Source organism: Candidatus Bipolaricaulis anaerobius (genome assembly GCF_900465355.1).
GTDB lineage: Bacteria > Bipolaricaulota > Bipolaricaulia > Bipolaricaulales > Bipolaricaulaceae > Bipolaricaulis > Bipolaricaulis anaerobius.
On the sequence record NZ_LS483254.1, the window covers coordinates 455,289 to 469,739 of the forward strand.

At 63.9% G+C, this 14,451-nt stretch carries 17 protein-coding genes, 2 tRNA genes, 1 other RNA gene and 1 pseudogene; 6 read left to right on the forward strand and 15 right to left on the reverse strand.

What is annotated here, in order from left to right:
- Positions 1–75: 75 nt before the first annotated feature.
- From BARAN1_RS02225 to BARAN1_RS02235, 3 genes are all read left to right on the forward strand, one after another.
- Positions 76–951 (forward strand): alpha/beta hydrolase, encoded by an 876-nt coding sequence (locus BARAN1_RS02225; protein WP_122030697.1) that lies wholly within the window; start codon positions 76–78, stop codon positions 949–951.
- On the forward strand, positions 945–1,316 hold the full coding sequence (locus BARAN1_RS02230; protein ID WP_157959387.1) for a YjbQ family protein: 372 nt from the start codon (positions 945–947) through the stop codon (positions 1,314–1,316). The genes BARAN1_RS02225 and BARAN1_RS02230 overlap by 7 nt, the downstream gene beginning before the upstream one ends.
- Before the next feature lie 40 nt (positions 1,317–1,356).
- Positions 1,357–1,432: transfer RNA gene (locus BARAN1_RS02235), tRNA-Asn, on the forward strand.
- Between the two features lie 177 nt (positions 1,433–1,609).
- Here the strand turns inward: BARAN1_RS02235 and BARAN1_RS02240 are convergent.
- The 15 genes and pseudogenes from BARAN1_RS02240 to BARAN1_RS06770 form a co-directional block, all read right to left on the reverse strand.
- Entirely contained in the window at positions 1,610–1,984 is a 375-nt protein-coding gene (locus BARAN1_RS02240; RefSeq protein ID WP_122031754.1) for an SDR family NAD(P)-dependent oxidoreductase, read from the reverse strand.
- Positions 1,985–1,995: 11 nt separating this feature from the next.
- Complete coding sequence (locus BARAN1_RS02245; RefSeq protein WP_122030699.1) at positions 1,996–2,997, reverse strand: zinc-binding dehydrogenase; 1,002 nt, start codon at positions 2,995–2,997, stop codon at positions 1,996–1,998.
- Positions 2,994–3,389 carry a DUF488 domain-containing protein gene (locus tag BARAN1_RS02250; RefSeq protein WP_122030700.1) on the reverse strand — a complete coding sequence of 132 codons (396 nt, stop codon included), beginning with the start codon at positions 3,387–3,389 and terminating at the stop codon, positions 2,994–2,996. Before BARAN1_RS02250 ends, BARAN1_RS02245 begins: the two co-directional genes overlap by 4 nt.
- A complete protein-coding gene (locus tag BARAN1_RS02255; RefSeq protein WP_122030701.1) occupies positions 3,386–4,567 on the reverse strand; it encodes an FprA family A-type flavoprotein in 1,182 nt (393 codons plus the stop codon). Before BARAN1_RS02255 ends, BARAN1_RS02250 begins: the two co-directional genes overlap by 4 nt.
- On the reverse strand, positions 4,542–4,910 hold the full coding sequence (locus tag BARAN1_RS02260) for a carboxymuconolactone decarboxylase family protein (protein ID WP_122030702.1): 369 nt from the start codon (positions 4,908–4,910) through the stop codon (positions 4,542–4,544). The genes BARAN1_RS02255 and BARAN1_RS02260 overlap by 26 nt, the downstream gene beginning before the upstream one ends.
- A 20-nt stretch (positions 4,911–4,930) precedes the next feature.
- On the reverse strand, positions 4,931–6,079 hold the full coding sequence (locus BARAN1_RS02265) for a DUF438 domain-containing protein (RefSeq protein WP_122030703.1): 1,149 nt from the start codon (positions 6,077–6,079) through the stop codon (positions 4,931–4,933).
- 19 nt (positions 6,080–6,098) lie between these two features.
- Positions 6,099–6,512 (reverse strand): RrF2 family transcriptional regulator, encoded by a 414-nt coding sequence (locus BARAN1_RS02270; RefSeq protein WP_122030704.1) that lies wholly within the window; start codon positions 6,510–6,512, stop codon positions 6,099–6,101.
- A 121-nt stretch (positions 6,513–6,633) separates the two neighbouring features.
- Positions 6,634–6,900, reverse strand: an RNA gene (ffs, locus tag BARAN1_RS02275) — signal recognition particle sRNA large type.
- 152 nt (positions 6,901–7,052) lie between these two features.
- A tRNA-Ser gene (locus BARAN1_RS02280) sits at positions 7,053–7,143 on the reverse strand.
- 644 nt (positions 7,144–7,787) lie between these two features.
- Positions 7,788–7,937: a hypothetical protein gene (locus BARAN1_RS06680; protein ID WP_231944286.1), complete on the reverse strand. Its 150-nt coding sequence runs from the start codon at positions 7,935–7,937 to the stop codon at positions 7,788–7,790.
- Between the two features lie 63 nt (positions 7,938–8,000).
- Positions 8,001–8,456, reverse strand: coding sequence for a GNAT family N-acetyltransferase (locus BARAN1_RS02290; protein WP_157959388.1), 456 nt, complete (start codon positions 8,454–8,456; stop codon positions 8,001–8,003).
- A 104-nt stretch (positions 8,457–8,560) separates the two neighbouring features.
- Positions 8,561–9,617, reverse strand: a pseudogene (locus BARAN1_RS02295) (transposase).
- A 112-nt stretch (positions 9,618–9,729) separates the two neighbouring features.
- A complete protein-coding gene (locus BARAN1_RS02300) occupies positions 9,730–10,206 on the reverse strand; it encodes a pyridoxamine 5'-phosphate oxidase family protein (RefSeq protein WP_122030706.1) in 477 nt (158 codons plus the stop codon).
- 542 nt (positions 10,207–10,748) lie between these two features.
- A complete protein-coding gene (locus BARAN1_RS02305) occupies positions 10,749–11,123 on the reverse strand; it encodes a hypothetical protein (RefSeq protein ID WP_122030707.1) in 375 nt (124 codons plus the stop codon).
- A 194-nt stretch (positions 11,124–11,317) separates the two neighbouring features.
- A complete protein-coding gene (locus BARAN1_RS06770) occupies positions 11,318–11,452 on the reverse strand; it encodes a hypothetical protein (RefSeq protein WP_269460774.1) in 135 nt (44 codons plus the stop codon).
- Positions 11,453–11,645: 193 nt separating this feature from the next.
- Here BARAN1_RS06770 and BARAN1_RS02310 point away from each other — a divergent pair, with 193 nt between their 5' ends.
- Genes BARAN1_RS02310 through BARAN1_RS02320 form a run of 3 tightly spaced genes read left to right on the forward strand, consistent with a single transcriptional unit; the run spans position 11,646 to position 14,448 of the window.
- Positions 11,646–12,734 (forward strand): M24 family metallopeptidase, encoded by a 1,089-nt coding sequence (locus BARAN1_RS02310; RefSeq protein WP_122030708.1) that lies wholly within the window; start codon positions 11,646–11,648, stop codon positions 12,732–12,734.
- A gap of 1 nt (position 12,735) precedes the next feature.
- Positions 12,736–13,791: a bis-aminopropyl spermidine synthase family protein gene (locus BARAN1_RS02315; RefSeq protein WP_122030709.1), complete on the forward strand. Its 1,056-nt coding sequence runs from the start codon at positions 12,736–12,738 to the stop codon at positions 13,789–13,791.
- Between the two features lie 57 nt (positions 13,792–13,848).
- Entirely contained in the window at positions 13,849–14,448 is a 600-nt protein-coding gene (locus BARAN1_RS02320; protein WP_122030710.1) for a pyruvoyl-dependent arginine decarboxylase, read from the forward strand.
- Positions 14,449–14,451: the final 3 nt, after the last annotated feature.

Here is a 14,451-nt window from a genome sequence, read left to right on the forward strand (position 1 = left end):
GGAGACACGGCGTGGTTTCTTGACCGGGATCACCCCCCCTTGTCCCGCGCCGGCGGTTGGGGTTCAATTCCCGTCATGGAGGCCCCCACCGCGACACCGCGCTCCCTCTGGACGGCGGATGGCCTGTCCCTGTTCGTTCGGGTCTGGCCGGGGGAGGGCAAGGGCTGGCTGGGGATCATCCACGGCTACGGCGAGCACTCCGGGCGGTACGACGGGTTCGCGCGTTGGTTGAACGCGCGCGGCTGGTCTGTGGCGGCGTGCGACCTGCGGGGCCATGGCAAAAGCCCGGGGCGACGGGGACACATCCGCCAGTTCTCGGACTACCTCCACGACGCCACCGCCCTCCACGGGTTCCTCCAGGGGCGCGCCGGGGGAAGGCCCGTGTTCCTCCTCGGCCACTCCCTGGGCGGGCTCATCGCCATCCGGTACGTCCAAGGAGGGGCGGAGGGCTTGGGTGGGCTCATCCTGAGCGCCCCGTTTCTGAAGGCGGAGCTCCCGATCCCCACCTGGAAGGTAGCCCTCTCCCGCGTCCTCTCGCGTGGGTGGCCCTCGTTCTCCAGTCCGAGCGGCCTGGTGGGGACGCTCGTGAGCCGCGATCCGGAAATCGTGGCGGAGTACGGGCGCGACCCCCTCATGCACCGGCGGGCCACCGCCCGCTGGCTCACCGAGACCTTGAAGGCGCAGGAGGACGCATTCGCTTGGGCCCCCAAGCTTCCGATCCCCCTCCTCCTCCTCCACGGCGACGCTGACCCGATCGCCAACGTCTCCGCGACGCGCCGCTTCTTCGCCGCCGCCGGATCCCAGGACAAGACCCTGAACGTCTACGGGGGGTTCCTCCACGAGGTCCTGAACGAGATCGGGAAGGAACGGGTGTGGGAGGACATCGCCTCCTGGCTCGACGACCGGAGCCACACGGAAGACAAGATCAGAACGAAGGAGGTCATGTGCTGAAGAGGATCCCCATCCAGACCACGCGCCGCGAAGAGGCGCGGGACATCACCGACGAGGTCCAGGGAGCGGTTGCTGAGTCGGGGACGCGGGAGGGGTTCGTGATCATCTACATCCCCCACGATGCGGCGGCGGTGAGCATCCACCGCGCGCTCGGAGAGGCCAATGCCCCAAAACTTGATCAGATCCTCGACGCTGTGAACCCGGATCGGGAGACGCCGGAGTACACCAAGGCCGCGTTCGTTGCCCCCACCGAGGTGGGGGTGGTCGAGCATGGCCGGATGGTCCTCGGCGACGACCAGCGCGTGTACTTCTACGAGTTCGATGGCCCCCAGGAGCGGGCGGTGTACGTGTACGTTGGGACCTAAGTTGACGGTCCCCCCGTGGCCGCGGTAGGATTCACGTGATTCCCCGGTAGCTCAGTTGGCAGAGCAGCCGGCTGTTAACCGGCGGGCCGGAGGTTCGAGTCCTCCCCGGGGAGCCACCGGGCTAGCTGCGGATCCGGGTGGCCAGGTTCGCCTCCACTACCGGTGAACCCTTACCCTTCTCCTCGATGGTGCCTTCCAGGTGCTCCACGGGGAAGCCGGTTCCACCCGCGCTAGCGATAGCTACAGCACCTGGATCCCTCGCTCCTTTAGCTCTCCCTCGGTGCAGGGGAGCTTCAGCCCCTTATCGTAGACCACTTGAGGTTGATGGAGATGACCCGGTCCCAGGTTTCCTCGGTACAGTCGGCGGTGGGGGCCCTCCTCCCCTCGATGCCGGCGTTGTTGAACGCAACATCCAGCCGGCCAAAGTTTTCTATCGCCTGGTTTACCGCCCTTTCCACCTCGGCCGGCTTTGACACGTCGGTCCCAACGAATATGGCCTCCCCGCCAGCCTTCCTGATCGCTTGGGCCGCTTCCTCGCCTTCCTTGACCAGGACATCGGCCAGGACGACCTTGGCCCCTTCCCGGGCGAAGGCCAGCGCCGTCGCTTTCCCAATCCCAGCGGCCGCCCCCGTGACCAGGGCCACCTTGCCGCTGAATTTCCCTGCCATAACTTCCTCCCTCACATGGTCAAGACGATCTTGCCGAAGTGCAGGCTCTTCTCCATCCGCTCCTGGGCTTCCCGGGCTTTCGAAAGCGGGTACGTTTTGTCCAAGACCGGATGGACCCGTTTCTCCTCGACCAGCTTGAACACTCGCTGGATCTCATCAGGCGTGCCTCCATAGGAACCGATATAGGCGATCTCCCGCCGGTACAGATCCTGGAGGTTCACCGTGATCTCCGCCCCGGAGGTGGCGCCACAGGTGGCGATGCGGCTGCCTTTGCGCACCGCAGCATTGCTCTCCCTCCAGGTGGTGTGGCCAACCAGCTCCACAACGAGGTCTGCGCCGGAACCGTTCGTCAGGCGTTTCACCTCCTGGGAGAAATTATGAGAGGAATCCACAATCACATCGGCGCCGAGGCCGCGGAGTCTCTCCCCTTTTTGGGGATCCCGGGTGGCGGCGATGACCCTTGCTCCCAAGGCGTGGGCGATTTGGACGGCGGCCGTGCCCACCCCGCCGGTCGCACCCACCACGAGCACATCCTCACCTGGCCGCAGCTGCGCTCTGGTCACGATCATGTGATAGGCGGTGGTAAATGTCAGGAATATAGATGCAGCCTCAATGAAATTCAGGCCCTTGGGGAGAGGCCAAACGTTGGCGGCAGGAATAGCTACGTATTCTGCATAACAGCCATCGTGGGCGACCCCGATGAGCTGGGCTAAAAGGTTCGGTGTGTGGTACGCGCGAGGGGGATAGATCCACGGCGTGACCACAACCCTGGCGCCTTCTTCCACCCCGGTAACCCCGGGGCCAAGTTTTTCCACCGTTCCCGCCCCCTCCGAGCCCAGGATCCGCGGCAGCTCAACCGGCATATTCCCGGTGCGTACCCAGATGTCGAGGTGGTTGATGGCCGCCGCTTGCAAGTTGACCAAAACCTCCCCCGTCCCGGGGACGGGGTTCGGCACTTCCTCGATCCGGAGAACTTCCGGCCCTCCTGTTGAATGGATGCGCACTGCTTTCATGCTCCACCCTCCCGTGCCGGAAACCCATATGGACTGGTAGACCCAAGCACATATGTCTCCATGTATTCCCTAAGGGCCAAGGCGTTGCGGTGTTGGCGATCCTTGGCCCCATAGAGAATGGTTACGACGCCATCCCTCGCCTCTTCGGCGATGGTGGTCAAAAGATCAGGTTGAGTTGCAAGTTCAGCAAAATAGCGCCGCTTGAATTCCGGCCACCTCTCGGGGTCGTGGCAGAACTGTTTCCTGATCTCGCTATCGGGGGCGATGTCCCTGAGCCACAGGTTCACCTGGGCCCGTTCCCGGGATAGCCCCCGTGGCCACAGGCGGTCCACCGATACCCGCAGGCCGTCCTCAGGCGTCGCGGGGTCATACACCCGCTTTACCTTGATCATCTTTCCCCCTTGATCCTATTTGCCAGCTCTTCTGCCAGGGAGCGGGCCGCGTTCTCTTCCTCCTCGGTGGCCCGGCCGTGGACCCCCAGGGCGCCAATGAGTTCAATCCCGGTGGGGGCGAGGATCTCCTGGGCCTGGCGCACGGCGCCCCCGGCCCAGCCGTGGGAACTCAGCACGGCGGCGTACTTGAGGGGCGGCTTGAGGGCCCGGATGAGGTTGGCGGCGTTGAGGGCGGCGGGGTGGAGGCCGCCCAACACGGTTGGGGCCCCGAGGACGAGCGCCCGCCCGTCCACGAGGTCACCGGCGAGGTCGCCCACGTCCACCTGCGCCAGGTCGTGCACGGCCACTCGGATCCCCTCGCCGAGCAGAGTCTCCGCGACGATGCGGACGAGGCGCTCCGTGGACCCCCACATGCTCACGTAGGCGACGACGGCCTTGGGCAATGTCTCCCCTGCCGTCCACTTTCGGTACAGGTCGAGGATCCGCTCCGGATGGCGCCACAGTGGGCCGTGGCTCGGAGCGATGAGCTCGATCGGGAGATCGGTGAGCTTCTTCAGCGCCCGCTCCCCGGCCTTGTGGAACGGCATCATGATCTCGCCGAAGTACATCTGGGCGCGGACGGGAAGGTCCGCCACTTCGTCATCGTATACCCCGGCCGCGGTGTGGGATCCGAAGAAGTCACACGGGAAGAGGATCTTGTCCTCAGCGAGGTAGGTGAACATCGTCTCCGGCCAGTGGAGGAAGGGCGCGTCCACGAACCGCAGCGTTTTGCCTCCCAGATCGAGCATGTCAGCGTCCGTCACGACCTGCATCCGCTCCCGCGGCACCTGGTAGTAGCGGGCGGCCATGTCGGCACCCTTTGCGGTGAGGACGAGCCGCGCCTGTGGGCTTGCCGCGAGGACGATCGGGATCGCCCCGGCATGGTCGGGCTCAGCGTGGTTCATGATCACGTAGTCGAGCGTCGCTGGATCCGTAATCGCCCCGATCTTGGCCAGCAGCTCGCCCTCGAACCCGGGATTGACCGTGTCCACGAGGGCTGTCTTCTCCCCCTGGACGAGGTAGGCGTTGTACGATGTCCCGTGGGGAAGCGGGATCAACCCGTCGAACATCCGTCGGCCCCAGTCCTTGACCCCGACCCAGTGCACGCCCTTCCTAAGCTCGATCGCGATCGGCTTCATCGGTTCCCTCCTCCAGTTCATCCACCAGCGCTGCCGCTCGGCGGAGGTGGGGGATGACGATCGACCCGCCCACCACCAACGCGACCGACAGCGCTTCCATGAGCTCCTCCCCCGTCGCCCCTGCCTCCCATGCCCCGACGACGTGGTAGGTGATGCAGTCGTCGCAGCGCAAGACGAGGGAGGCCACCAGGCCGAGGAGCTCCTTCACCTTGCGGGGCAGCGCCCCATCTTCGTAAGCCTGGGCATCGAGGGCGAACAGCCGCTTCGTGACGAGGTCTGCCCGCTTAAGGACGATCTCGTTCAACCGTTCTCGCTCCGCGAAGAACTCTTCCCGCTTGCCCATCGTGTCCTCCTTCGCCTCCCTCAGTCGTCGAGGAGGCGCCGTTCTCCGGAGATCTCTTGGAGCGGTCCGATGTCCTGGGTCACCTCGACCGTGCCCAGGTACTCCCCGTTCGTCCCGCGCACCGGGAAGTACCGAATGTACACGAGCTTCCCCTGGAGCGGGAGCCAGAACTCGGCCTCGTCGCGCTTGCCCTCCCGGAACTCCCGCAGGATTCGGTCCACGATGTGGACGCTCTTCTGGGGGTGGCAGTCCTGCACCTTGCGCCCGATCACGGCCGGGGTGCGGACGAAGATCCGGTCCTTCGTCTGGTTGAAGTAACGGACGGTGTCGTCCTTGTCCACGAAGGTGATATCCACGGGCAGGGTGTTCAGCACCGCCTCCAGCTCATGGACGGTGAACTCGCCCGTCGGGAGCCGCACGCGGCCCTCCGTCGCCGGGCCAGGTTCGGAACGGGTAACAGGGGGCACCGGCGCGGCGGGAGTGAAGCAGCAGTAGCCGATTTCGTCGAATTGAGCCCGGATCTCATGCCACTCCCCCTCCGGGATCACCTGAAGGGCGGTCGGGAAGAGGATGCGGTTCTCCTTGAGGAAGTGGGAGGAAAGCCGTTCCCCCAAGGCCACGGAAAGCTCCCGGAGCCGTCCCCTTTCTGCGGTTTGGATCCCCTTCTTGAGCTTGCGGATCTCCTGGTGCTCGTTCCACAGGACCCGCGGTGGCTCCACGACCCCGTGCTTCTCCACCATGGGGAACAGGACGTTCTCCTCCCGCAGGTAGTGTCGCTCCGACTCCTCGAGGTGCTCGCGGATGTGGGCCAGCTCCTCTGGACTTCCTTGCCCCTGGGCTAGGCGATTGAGCTTCTCGGCGATGCGGAGGAGCTCCCGGTGCTCGGCCATGAGGATCCCCACCGGGTGCCAGGGCGGGGTAGGAACCTCCGTATTGGCGAGCGCCTCCTCGAACAGGCTCAAGTGCAGGTCACAGAGCCCCAGTAGCTCTTCCCGCGGCAATCCCTCCCGCACGAGCTCGTCCTCGAGCTGAGCGATCTCCTGCGGAGAGACGTTCCCCACGGCGTCGCGAAACGCAGCCTTGAGGCGCTGCGGGCTCTCCCCGGCATGCAGCCGGTGCAGGATCTCCTTCAGCGCCTCCTTCCTCGTGTTGCCCATCATCTCGCTCATCTCTGTCTCCTCCTTCCATTCAGGATTGACCTCGCATCCGTGCAGCGAGGGACCCGATCGTCGTCCGCTCGAAGAAGTCCACCACCTCGTCCCGGACTGGATCCCACACCTGGGCGAGCGGGCAATCCGGGTTCCCCGGGCAGGGATCCACCTCAAACGGGCATTCCCGGAACGAGGCCTCGCCTTCCGTGACCCGGATGATCTCGGCGAGGGAGATCTCCTCCGCGGGCCGGGCGAGGGCGATCCCCCCACCCCGGCCCCGGGCCGAGGCGAGGATCCCCGCCCGCACCAGCGGGGGGACGAGCTTGGCCAGGTACGGCTCGGGGACCGGTCCATCCGCGGCCAACTCGCGGACCGTGGCCGGGCCGCCACCGCGCGCGGCGAGGCGGATCAGGGTCAAGATCGCATACTTGCTCGCCAGGGAGAGCCTCATCCGCTGTCTCCAGATAATCGGATCTTCTTATCGCCTTTATAGTAGGGCCGACGCAGCTCTTAGTCAAGGGGGGGTTGCCGTCCTCCGGCTTACGGGTGGGGTCCGCTGGAATATAGCTAGCCCGTGCGGGCCTCCGTCGGGGCCAGTTCGACGGGCGCTCCTGGGGACCGAGCTCAGGCCAAGGGGTCCTCTATCACCCGCAGGGACCAGCTTACCGTTGCTCCCTTCCGGGCCTCGCGGGGTTCACCGGTATGCGTCGCAGAGGGCTCGACCGTCATCGCCCGGGGCTCCCAGGCCGATTCCGTCTCCCCGTCCTCTCGGGAGGCCCATCGGCTCCACGTATAGCGGGTTTTGGATGCAGGGGACCGCTAACCCCCCACCTGCACGGGCCGACCGGACAGTCTATGGTCGTACGTCGGGAAGTCAACATGTCGCGACAGTAGCTGGAGTGGGCGTCGTATCAGGGACTGGGCGAACTCGGTGTCTCTCCTCGATGGTTCCGTCGTTGATTGCCGGCTTGTAGTTCCCCGGCTGTCCTTCTGGCGGAGGGGGTGGGATTTGAACCCACGGCACCCTTTGGGGGTGCACCTGCTCTCCAGGCAGGTGGCTTCGGCCGCTCACCCACCCCTCCGTGACTGGATTCTAACCATCGGCTCTGGCTTCGGCAAAGCCCATGAGAACCCGTCCCCCGCTTAGAATACGTACGTACTCCTCGGCCTCTCGCCCAGTGCGGAGTTCTACGAGAGGGTGAAGTCGGTCGCCCAGAGCGTGGCCGGAGTGGCGAGGGCACACGGTGGGGGGTCAGGTCTTCATTTTTGGTGTTTCCTCGCCTCTGCCACCCGGTTGGCGATGACGCTCACCGTCGAGTAGTACAACCCCAATGCATTCGCCACTTCCTTGAGAGTGTACCCGGAACGGCTTGGTAAATCCGCTCATTTCGATCGGAGTTGTCCTTGATGCCGGAAAAGAGCTCCTCTAGTTTGGGCCGGGTCACCAGCCTCTCTCTTCGAGGAATCTCCACCGTGGGGGACCTCGGGGGACCTCCCTCGCAATAGAGGTTCCAGCGCCTCCACGAACCGCTCCGTCCCCAGGATCACCCCACCGCGAAGGTCAGCCCAGACGTCGGTCCCGCTCCCCTCCTTGACAAACTTCCGATATTCCTTCTCCGCCCGAGCACGGTCCTGGTGAAATTGGGACAATATCCAATCCGTGGCGAGAAAGTCTGAGGGTTCTTCTTCCCCGGCTGTCGCTCGGTAGCTGCTCCACCGCCAAGCGTCAGCCAAAAGTGAACACCTGCCCCCTGCGCTGTGCGTTCAAGAAGCTCAACCGGTCTTCGTCGTCCAGGAAGATATCCTGGCGGTCATTACCACGGCTTTTGATGTGGTGCACCGCGCCACCATATTCGATGCGTAACGGGCGTGCCATGCGACGAGTATATCGCGCCTAACACAAAGGGTGAAGACCTGACCCCTTCACACTCATTGATTTTCATCTATTCGGATGAAGTGAGTAGTCAACAATCCGACTCATTAGTATGCCGTTCTCCCCTTTGCGGATTTCATCCTGCATCACTCCAACGACATCGAATCCACATGCTTTGAAGAAACGAGAGGATCTCACATCACTTTCTGCCGTTATCAAGCTGACTTTCCAATAGCCTTTCGTACGGGCTTCACTGATTATATGGTTCACTAGTGTACGCCCTATGCCTTGACGCAGATTCTTCTGCGCAACCGCTATTTGGTCTATCCAGCCACCTGCTGGCCATTTCCTGAGATTGCAGTACCCGACGATGTCTTCACCTATTTCTGCAACCAACACTGTCGCCTTCTGAGAGATACTTGCTTTTGCCAAGGCTTCGGCGTTAGCCATCCAGTCAAAGGGATAGATCTGGAAAAACGCTTGCTCCGCGATTACCGCCACCTTCTGGACGTCGATAGGCACCATATTTCGAACATCTACTCGATTCACTGAAGAAATCTCCCGAATATCACAATCGGCCTAGTTTCAGTATATACCAATGTCTAATTCCCTATAGCCCCTCTTGGTCACGTCCCGTCAAGTGGTGGAGATTGGGTTCCTCGTCGGTAGTGACGAGCTAGACGGCGATCACCTCCTTCGGGACCTCCAGAGCGAGGACTTCGGGCTCCTCGGGGGGAGCTCCCGTAGAGGGCGGCCATCGACCCCAGGCTGAAGTAGCGGCGCACGGCCAGCCACTCGTCCCCCTGTTCCTCCAACACCGCCCCGATCAGCCGGAGCGCCGACCGTGCGTTCGGGAAGATCCCCACGACGTTGCATCTCCTCTTGATCTCGCGGTGCAACCGTTCAAGGACGTTCGTCGAGTGGATCCTCCGCCAGTGCGCCGGCGGGAACGCCATGTGCGTGATCACGTCCTCCCCCGCCTCCCGGAGCAGATCCGCCGCCTTGGGGTACTTCCCCTCGAGACTCCCGGCCACCAGCTCCAGTTGGTCCCGCGCTGCCTCTTGGTCGGGCTGAGCGAAGATCGTTCGCACCCATGCCCCGACCAGTGGCTGCGCTCCCCGCGGGACCAGCCCCAACAGGTTCCGCATGAAGTGCACCCAGCCCCCTTCCCGAACCTTGACCACCGTTGCATCCAACCACACGTACGGGGACTCCCCGGTCAAGGGACGGTTGCGGAACGCCTCCATCCGCTCGTCGAGGGCGGCACAGATCCTGGACACCTCGCTCCGGGAGATCCCGTCGATCCCGAGGGCCCGGACAAGGTCGTCCACCTTCCGCGTGCTCACCCCGTGGACGTACGCCTCCTGGACCACCGAGAGCAGGGCCTTCTCCGTCCTCCGCTGGGGCTCAAGCAACGCCGGGAAGTAGCTCCCGTGCCGGACCTTGGGGATCCGGAGCGTCACCGTGCCTACCCGGGTGTCCCACCGCCTCGGGCGATACCCGTTGCGGTACGTTCGGCGGCTCTTCGTTCGCTCGTACCGCTCGGCCGGGGGTCTTCTCCTTCACCTCCGCCTCCATCAGCTCTTGGACGAGAAGCACCAGGCCCTCCTTCAGGGCGTCCACCTCCGTGTCGCCCCGGTACTTGCGCAGAAGCTCCCTAAGCGCGATCCTCACATCGGCCATCGGTTGGGTTCCTCCTTTCAAACTGAGATAGCTCCCAAGGAACCCTCCGGTGGCCTTCCCGTCAAGGCCGCCGTGCCCACCTGCACGGCACACCGCCCTCACGCCACCGGATCTACACCACGTCCTGGGACTCTACCTTTTCCGGCTCATAGAGTTTCATTGGCTCTTTTTCAGCCCACCACTCAATCTTCTTTACAATAATCTTTAGCAAACAAAAGTCGTTGGATTCTGGACCATTGGGGTATACTCTACTCAAATCGAAAGCTGGGTAAACTTGGGTCCAGAGTCTCCAGAATCGCTTTTTCTCCTCCAGATTTTGGATTTGTTTAGCTTCCCCAATGACAATGGCGACTTTTTCACCTTTTGCACTATGAGGTGGTTGAACAAAGGTAAGACAAACCTTAGGATTTTGCTCTATTTGTTTCACCTTTCTTGAAGTGCCGCGTGTACCTACCCAAATCGACATATCACCTTCAACAATTGGGCTAACTGGACGTACTCTTGGTTGATGACCTTCACATGTCGCTAAATACGCGGGTTCAATCTCCTTTATTATTTCGACTATTTTTTGTCTTTCAGATGATGTCATAATATCTCTCCTTTTTAGACATTTCGCCTAACTTGGTCATCTCCGAACCGTAGTGCGGAAATCCTTCCTTGGAGATGAAATATCCGAACCGGGGTTCGCTAATTCCACCCTATCTGACTCCCCACCTTCGGCCCTTCTTTTCCCTATGATCTCATCCCAACGACTGCGGATGGCTACGATATTCCGCTCAATCACGTGCGTATAAATCTCGGTCGTCTTAGAACTATTGTGCCCCAACATCTTCTGAATGATACAAGTTTAGCGTCCGGCTGTCAAGTGGGGGAATTGCCTCGTTAAAACTGTTACCGAAGGGGTCATCGGTTCCTCATAAACTGGGTTACCGAAGTCCAAAGGAGGGACCGATGACCCGTGCCAGTATAGCAGAGTTGGTGGAGACCTGGCGGCCCGAGAGATGCGCCGAGCGAAACTCGGCGACTCTTCTGAGGTATCTACGGGCCAGCCGGAAGGAGAAGACCCGGATCCTGGACGAGTTTGTAGCCCAGTCTTTTCTCAGCCGAAGATGAGCATGAAGGCGTGAGCCGTCAGGGTACTGTAGCCCGCGGAGCGAAGGAACGGAAGAGCTTGACCTTCTCCTGGTGAACAAGGAGAGCGTACTCGGTGTCGCTGTGGCGTTGGGCGATCCGTTCCAGCTCCGCCATCGTCACCCCCGGCCGCAGGTACTGCTCGGCCTGGGGCAAGCTCTTGAGCTTCTCGTACGGCGTGAGGTACGCGTCGTAGCGCTTGCGGGTCTTCCCTTTGCGGTCCACGAACTCAGTCGCGTACCCGCACGGGCGGTGGTAGTTGAGGTGGACGTTGAGGGTCTTTCTGTAGAACGCCTGGATCTTCTCTGTCTGTTCTTGAGCGATCCACCTGTACCCCATCTGCTTGCGGACGATGCTCCCGTTCTTGCCTTCCACCAGGGCCTGATCGTCTTTCGGGCGCGGCTCTTCGTGAACGCGAACCGCAGCTTCGCCAAAAGCTCCGCCACGACGCGGTTGATGGCCGCTCCGGAGAGCCGGTTATGGGCGTTGTCCACTTCCGCCGGCAGTGCCCCGATCTTCATGGGTGTAGTTGGTAGGGAACCGGTGCCGTTGGGGCTGTATTTGTGCTGTCAGAGCGTCCCCTCCACCCAGGCGTAGGTCTCCCGCCGCGCCTCTCCCCGGAAGCTCAACGTCCCACTGGACTTGAGGAACGCCGCCCTCTCCTCCATCGTCATCACCCGTGAATCGCTCACCATGACGGTCATCGCCTCCCAGATTGGGACTCACGCGTGCCTCCGCCCCACAGCGGTGCTCACCTTGCGTGAGGACCTCGGGCCTCCCTCATGCTCATCTTGCGTGAGACAACCCTCACACTGGAAGGCGCCGATTCCCTTACTAGAATAGAGCAGTTGTTCGGGCAGTCTGGAGGGACACGCTGGGTTTCCCGAAGGAGGGGACATGGATCACGCGCGACGGCGGGAGGAGCTGGGGCGGAGAATGCGGAACCGGGGGCTGGACGCGTTCCTCGTCATCAACGTGGAGCGGTCGGATCGCCCGAACCTGCGCTACCTCACCGGGTTCACGGGCTCGTTCGGGATCCTCATCGCGGGGGAAAGATCGCTCTTCGCCACCGACTCCCGCTACACGGAGCAGGCGGGGCGGGAGATCGCAGGCCTCCCCGTGGAAGAGGTCAAGGGGCGGTGGCTTCCCTGGCTCGCCGAGCGGCTGAAGGCGCTCGGGGTCGCAAAGGTTGGGATCGGTGCCCAGAGGACGAGCCTTCACGTGTACCAGGAGCTCACGCGGCTTGCGTCCGGGATCGAGTTCGTTCCCCAGACGGGGCTCGTCGAGGAGCTGCGGCGGGTCAAGTCCGAGGAGGAGATCGCGCGGATTTCCGCGGCGGCGAGGCTCACCGACGAAGGTCTGCGCTGGGTCGTGGGGAGGCTCGCGCCGGGGCAGAAGGAGCGCGATGTGGCCCTCGACCTCGAGGTCTGGTACCGCCGTCACGGGGCGGAGGGCGTGGCGTTCGACCTCATCGTGGCCGGCGGCCCGGGGAGCGCGATGCCTCACCACCGCCCCACTGACCGGGCCATTGCCCGGGGCGATGTGGTCCTGTTCGACATCGGAGCCCAGGTCAATGGGTACTGTGCGGACCTCACGCGCGTGGTGGCGGTGGGGGACCCCGGTGGGGAGGTCCGCGAGGTCTACCGCACTGTTCTGGAGGCAAACCGGGCCGGCCTGGCTGCGGTGCAGGCCGGGAGGACGGGGAAGGACGTGGACCAGGCGGCCCGGGATGTGATCGCGCGTGCCGGACACGGCGACCGGTTCGGGCACGGCCTCGGACACGGCGTGGGCCTGGAGGTCCACGAGGCCCCCACCGTCGGGCCGTCCTCCGACGACGCCCTGGAAGTCGGCACCGTGGTCACGATCGAGCCCGGGATCTACCTCCCGGGCCGGTTCGGGATCCGGATCGAGGATCTCGTGGCGGTGACCGCGGACGGGTGCCGCATCCTCTCCTCGTCCCCCAAGGACGAGCTCCTCGTGGTCTAGGATGGACCTCGCCGACCTCGCGGCGCGGGTGCGGCAGGAGACGAGGATCAACGCCTCGCCACGGGACATGGAGCGGGTCCTCGCCGCGATCCTCACCTCCGAGGACATGTGGCGGGTTCTGGAGCTGGCGGAGGTGCCGCTCCTCGTCGTCTGCAGCGCACTGCGCGCCCTCGCCGCGGAGGGCCGGGTGAGGTGGGACACGGGCCTCATCCGCCTCACGGCGGAGGGGGAGGAGGCCTGCGCTCGGTTGGGCATCGCTCCCGTCCGGACCCTGGACTGTCCCCGTTGCCGCGGCCGCGGGGTCGAGGGGGGCTTCCTGCACGACGTGGCCACCGCGTTCCACCGGATCGCCGCCCACCGGCCCGAGGCGTCCCAGGAGTTCGACCAGGGCTACGTGACGGAGGACACGACGATCGCCAGGATCGCCATGCTGTGGAGGCGCGGCGACCTTGCGGGGAAGGACCTCCTCGTCCTCGGGGATGATGACCTGGTCTCCGTGGCGGCAGCCCTCACCCGCCTCCCGCGGCGGGTGGCCGTGCTCGATGCGGACCCCCGCATCACCTCGTTCGTGGAGGAGGTCGCCTCTCAGGAGGGACTGGGGATCGAGGCCTTCGCGCACGACCTCCGCCAGCCTCTCCCGCGCGAGGTTGAGCGCCAGTTCGATGTGTTCTCCTGCGACCCCACCGAGAGCCTGCCCGGGTTCCTCCTCTTCGCGGGACGAGGGGTGTCCGCCCTCCGTGGCCCGGGGAGCGCGGGGTACCTCGGGCTCACCCACGCCGAGGCGTCGCTCGCCAAGTGGCGGGCGATCCAGGAGGAGCTTCTCGCCTGGGGAGCGGTGCTCACCGATCTCCGGGACGGGTTCCACACGTACGTGAACTGGCCGTACGTGGAGGCGATGCGGGGTTGGGAACACCTCCCCGTGCGGCGGGTGCCGGGGAGGCTCGAACCATGGTACAGGTCCGCTCTCGTGCGCATCGAACTCGTCACGGAGGCGAAGGTCGAGCTCGGGTGCGTCCCCGGGAACATCTTCCTCGACGACGAGGCGGCGACCACGTGACCGGCAACGGGAGGAAGGGCGACAGGAGGAGGTGCTTCCCCTATAATGCGCGTAACGATGGCTCGTCAGAATAAGCAGGTGGGAGAGATCGGGGAGCCCGAACCGGGAGGAGGACGGTTTATCCCCCGCCGGGCGTTCTTCACCCGGGGTGTGGGGCGCCACAAGGAGGAGCTTCGCTCGTTCGAGCTCGCCCTCCGTGATGCCGGGATCGAGAAACTGAACCTCGTCCACGTGTCGAGCATCATCCCCCCCGGGTGCAAGATCGTCCCCCGCGCCGAGGGGCTGCGGGCGCTTGAGCCGGGACAGATCGTGTTCTGCGTGTTCTCGCGCTGTGTCTCAAACGAGCCCCATCGGCTGATCGCAGCGTCGGTGGGGTGTGCGATCCCCGCGGATCGCACCGCCTACGGCTACCTCTCCGAGTACACCTCGTTCGGGAAGAAGGAGCAGCAGGCGGGGGACCATGCCGAGGACCTCGCCGCCTCGATGCTCGCCTCGACCCTCGGGATCGAGTTCGATGACGAGCTCGTCTGGGACGCGAAGAAGGAGATCTGGAAGATCTCCGGCAAGATCGTGCGCACGATGAACATCACCCAGTCCGCGGTCGTGGACAACAAGGGCTACACCACGGTCGTGGCGGCGGCGGTGTTCCTGCCCTAGGAC

What these genes read in the sequence shown, in the direction of transcription:
- BARAN1_RS02310 (WP_122030708.1), top strand. Translation starts at nt 11,646, where the DNA reads ATGGATCACGCGCGACGGCGGGAGGAGCTGGGGCGGAGAATGCGGAAC.
- BARAN1_RS02250 (WP_122030700.1), bottom strand. Translation starts at nt 3,389, where the DNA reads ATGATCAAGGTAAAGCGGGTGTATGACCCCGCGACGCCTGAGGACGGC.
- BARAN1_RS02245 (WP_122030699.1), bottom strand. Translation starts at nt 2,997, where the DNA reads ATGAAAGCAGTGCGCATCCATTCAACAGGAGGGCCGGAAGTTCTCCGG.
- BARAN1_RS02240 (WP_122031754.1), bottom strand. Translation starts at nt 1,984, where the DNA reads ATGGCAGGGAAATTCAGCGGCAAGGTGGCCCTGGTCACGGGGGCGGCC.
- BARAN1_RS02320 (WP_122030710.1), top strand. Translation starts at nt 13,849, where the DNA reads ATGGCTCGTCAGAATAAGCAGGTGGGAGAGATCGGGGAGCCCGAACCG.
- BARAN1_RS06770 (WP_269460774.1), bottom strand. Translation starts at nt 11,452, where the DNA reads ATGACCGTCATGGTGAGCGATTCACGGGTGATGACGATGGAGGAGAGG.
- BARAN1_RS02315 (WP_122030709.1), top strand. Translation starts at nt 12,736, where the DNA reads ATGGACCTCGCCGACCTCGCGGCGCGGGTGCGGCAGGAGACGAGGATC.
- BARAN1_RS02265 (WP_122030703.1), bottom strand. Translation starts at nt 6,079, where the DNA reads ATGAGCGAGATGATGGGCAACACGAGGAAGGAGGCGCTGAAGGAGATC.
- BARAN1_RS06680 (WP_231944286.1), bottom strand. Translation starts at nt 7,937, where the DNA reads ATGGCACGCCCGTTACGCATCGAATATGGTGGCGCGGTGCACCACATC.
- BARAN1_RS02225 (WP_122030697.1), top strand. Translation starts at nt 76, where the DNA reads ATGGAGGCCCCCACCGCGACACCGCGCTCCCTCTGGACGGCGGATGGC.
- BARAN1_RS02270 (WP_122030704.1), bottom strand. Translation starts at nt 6,512, where the DNA reads ATGAGGCTCTCCCTGGCGAGCAAGTATGCGATCTTGACCCTGATCCGC.
- BARAN1_RS02260 (WP_122030702.1), bottom strand. Translation starts at nt 4,910, where the DNA reads ATGGGCAAGCGGGAAGAGTTCTTCGCGGAGCGAGAACGGTTGAACGAG.
- BARAN1_RS02255 (WP_122030701.1), bottom strand. Translation starts at nt 4,567, where the DNA reads ATGAAGCCGATCGCGATCGAGCTTAGGAAGGGCGTGCACTGGGTCGGG.
- BARAN1_RS02300 (WP_122030706.1), bottom strand. Translation starts at nt 10,206, where the DNA reads ATGACATCATCTGAAAGACAAAAAATAGTCGAAATAATAAAGGAGATT.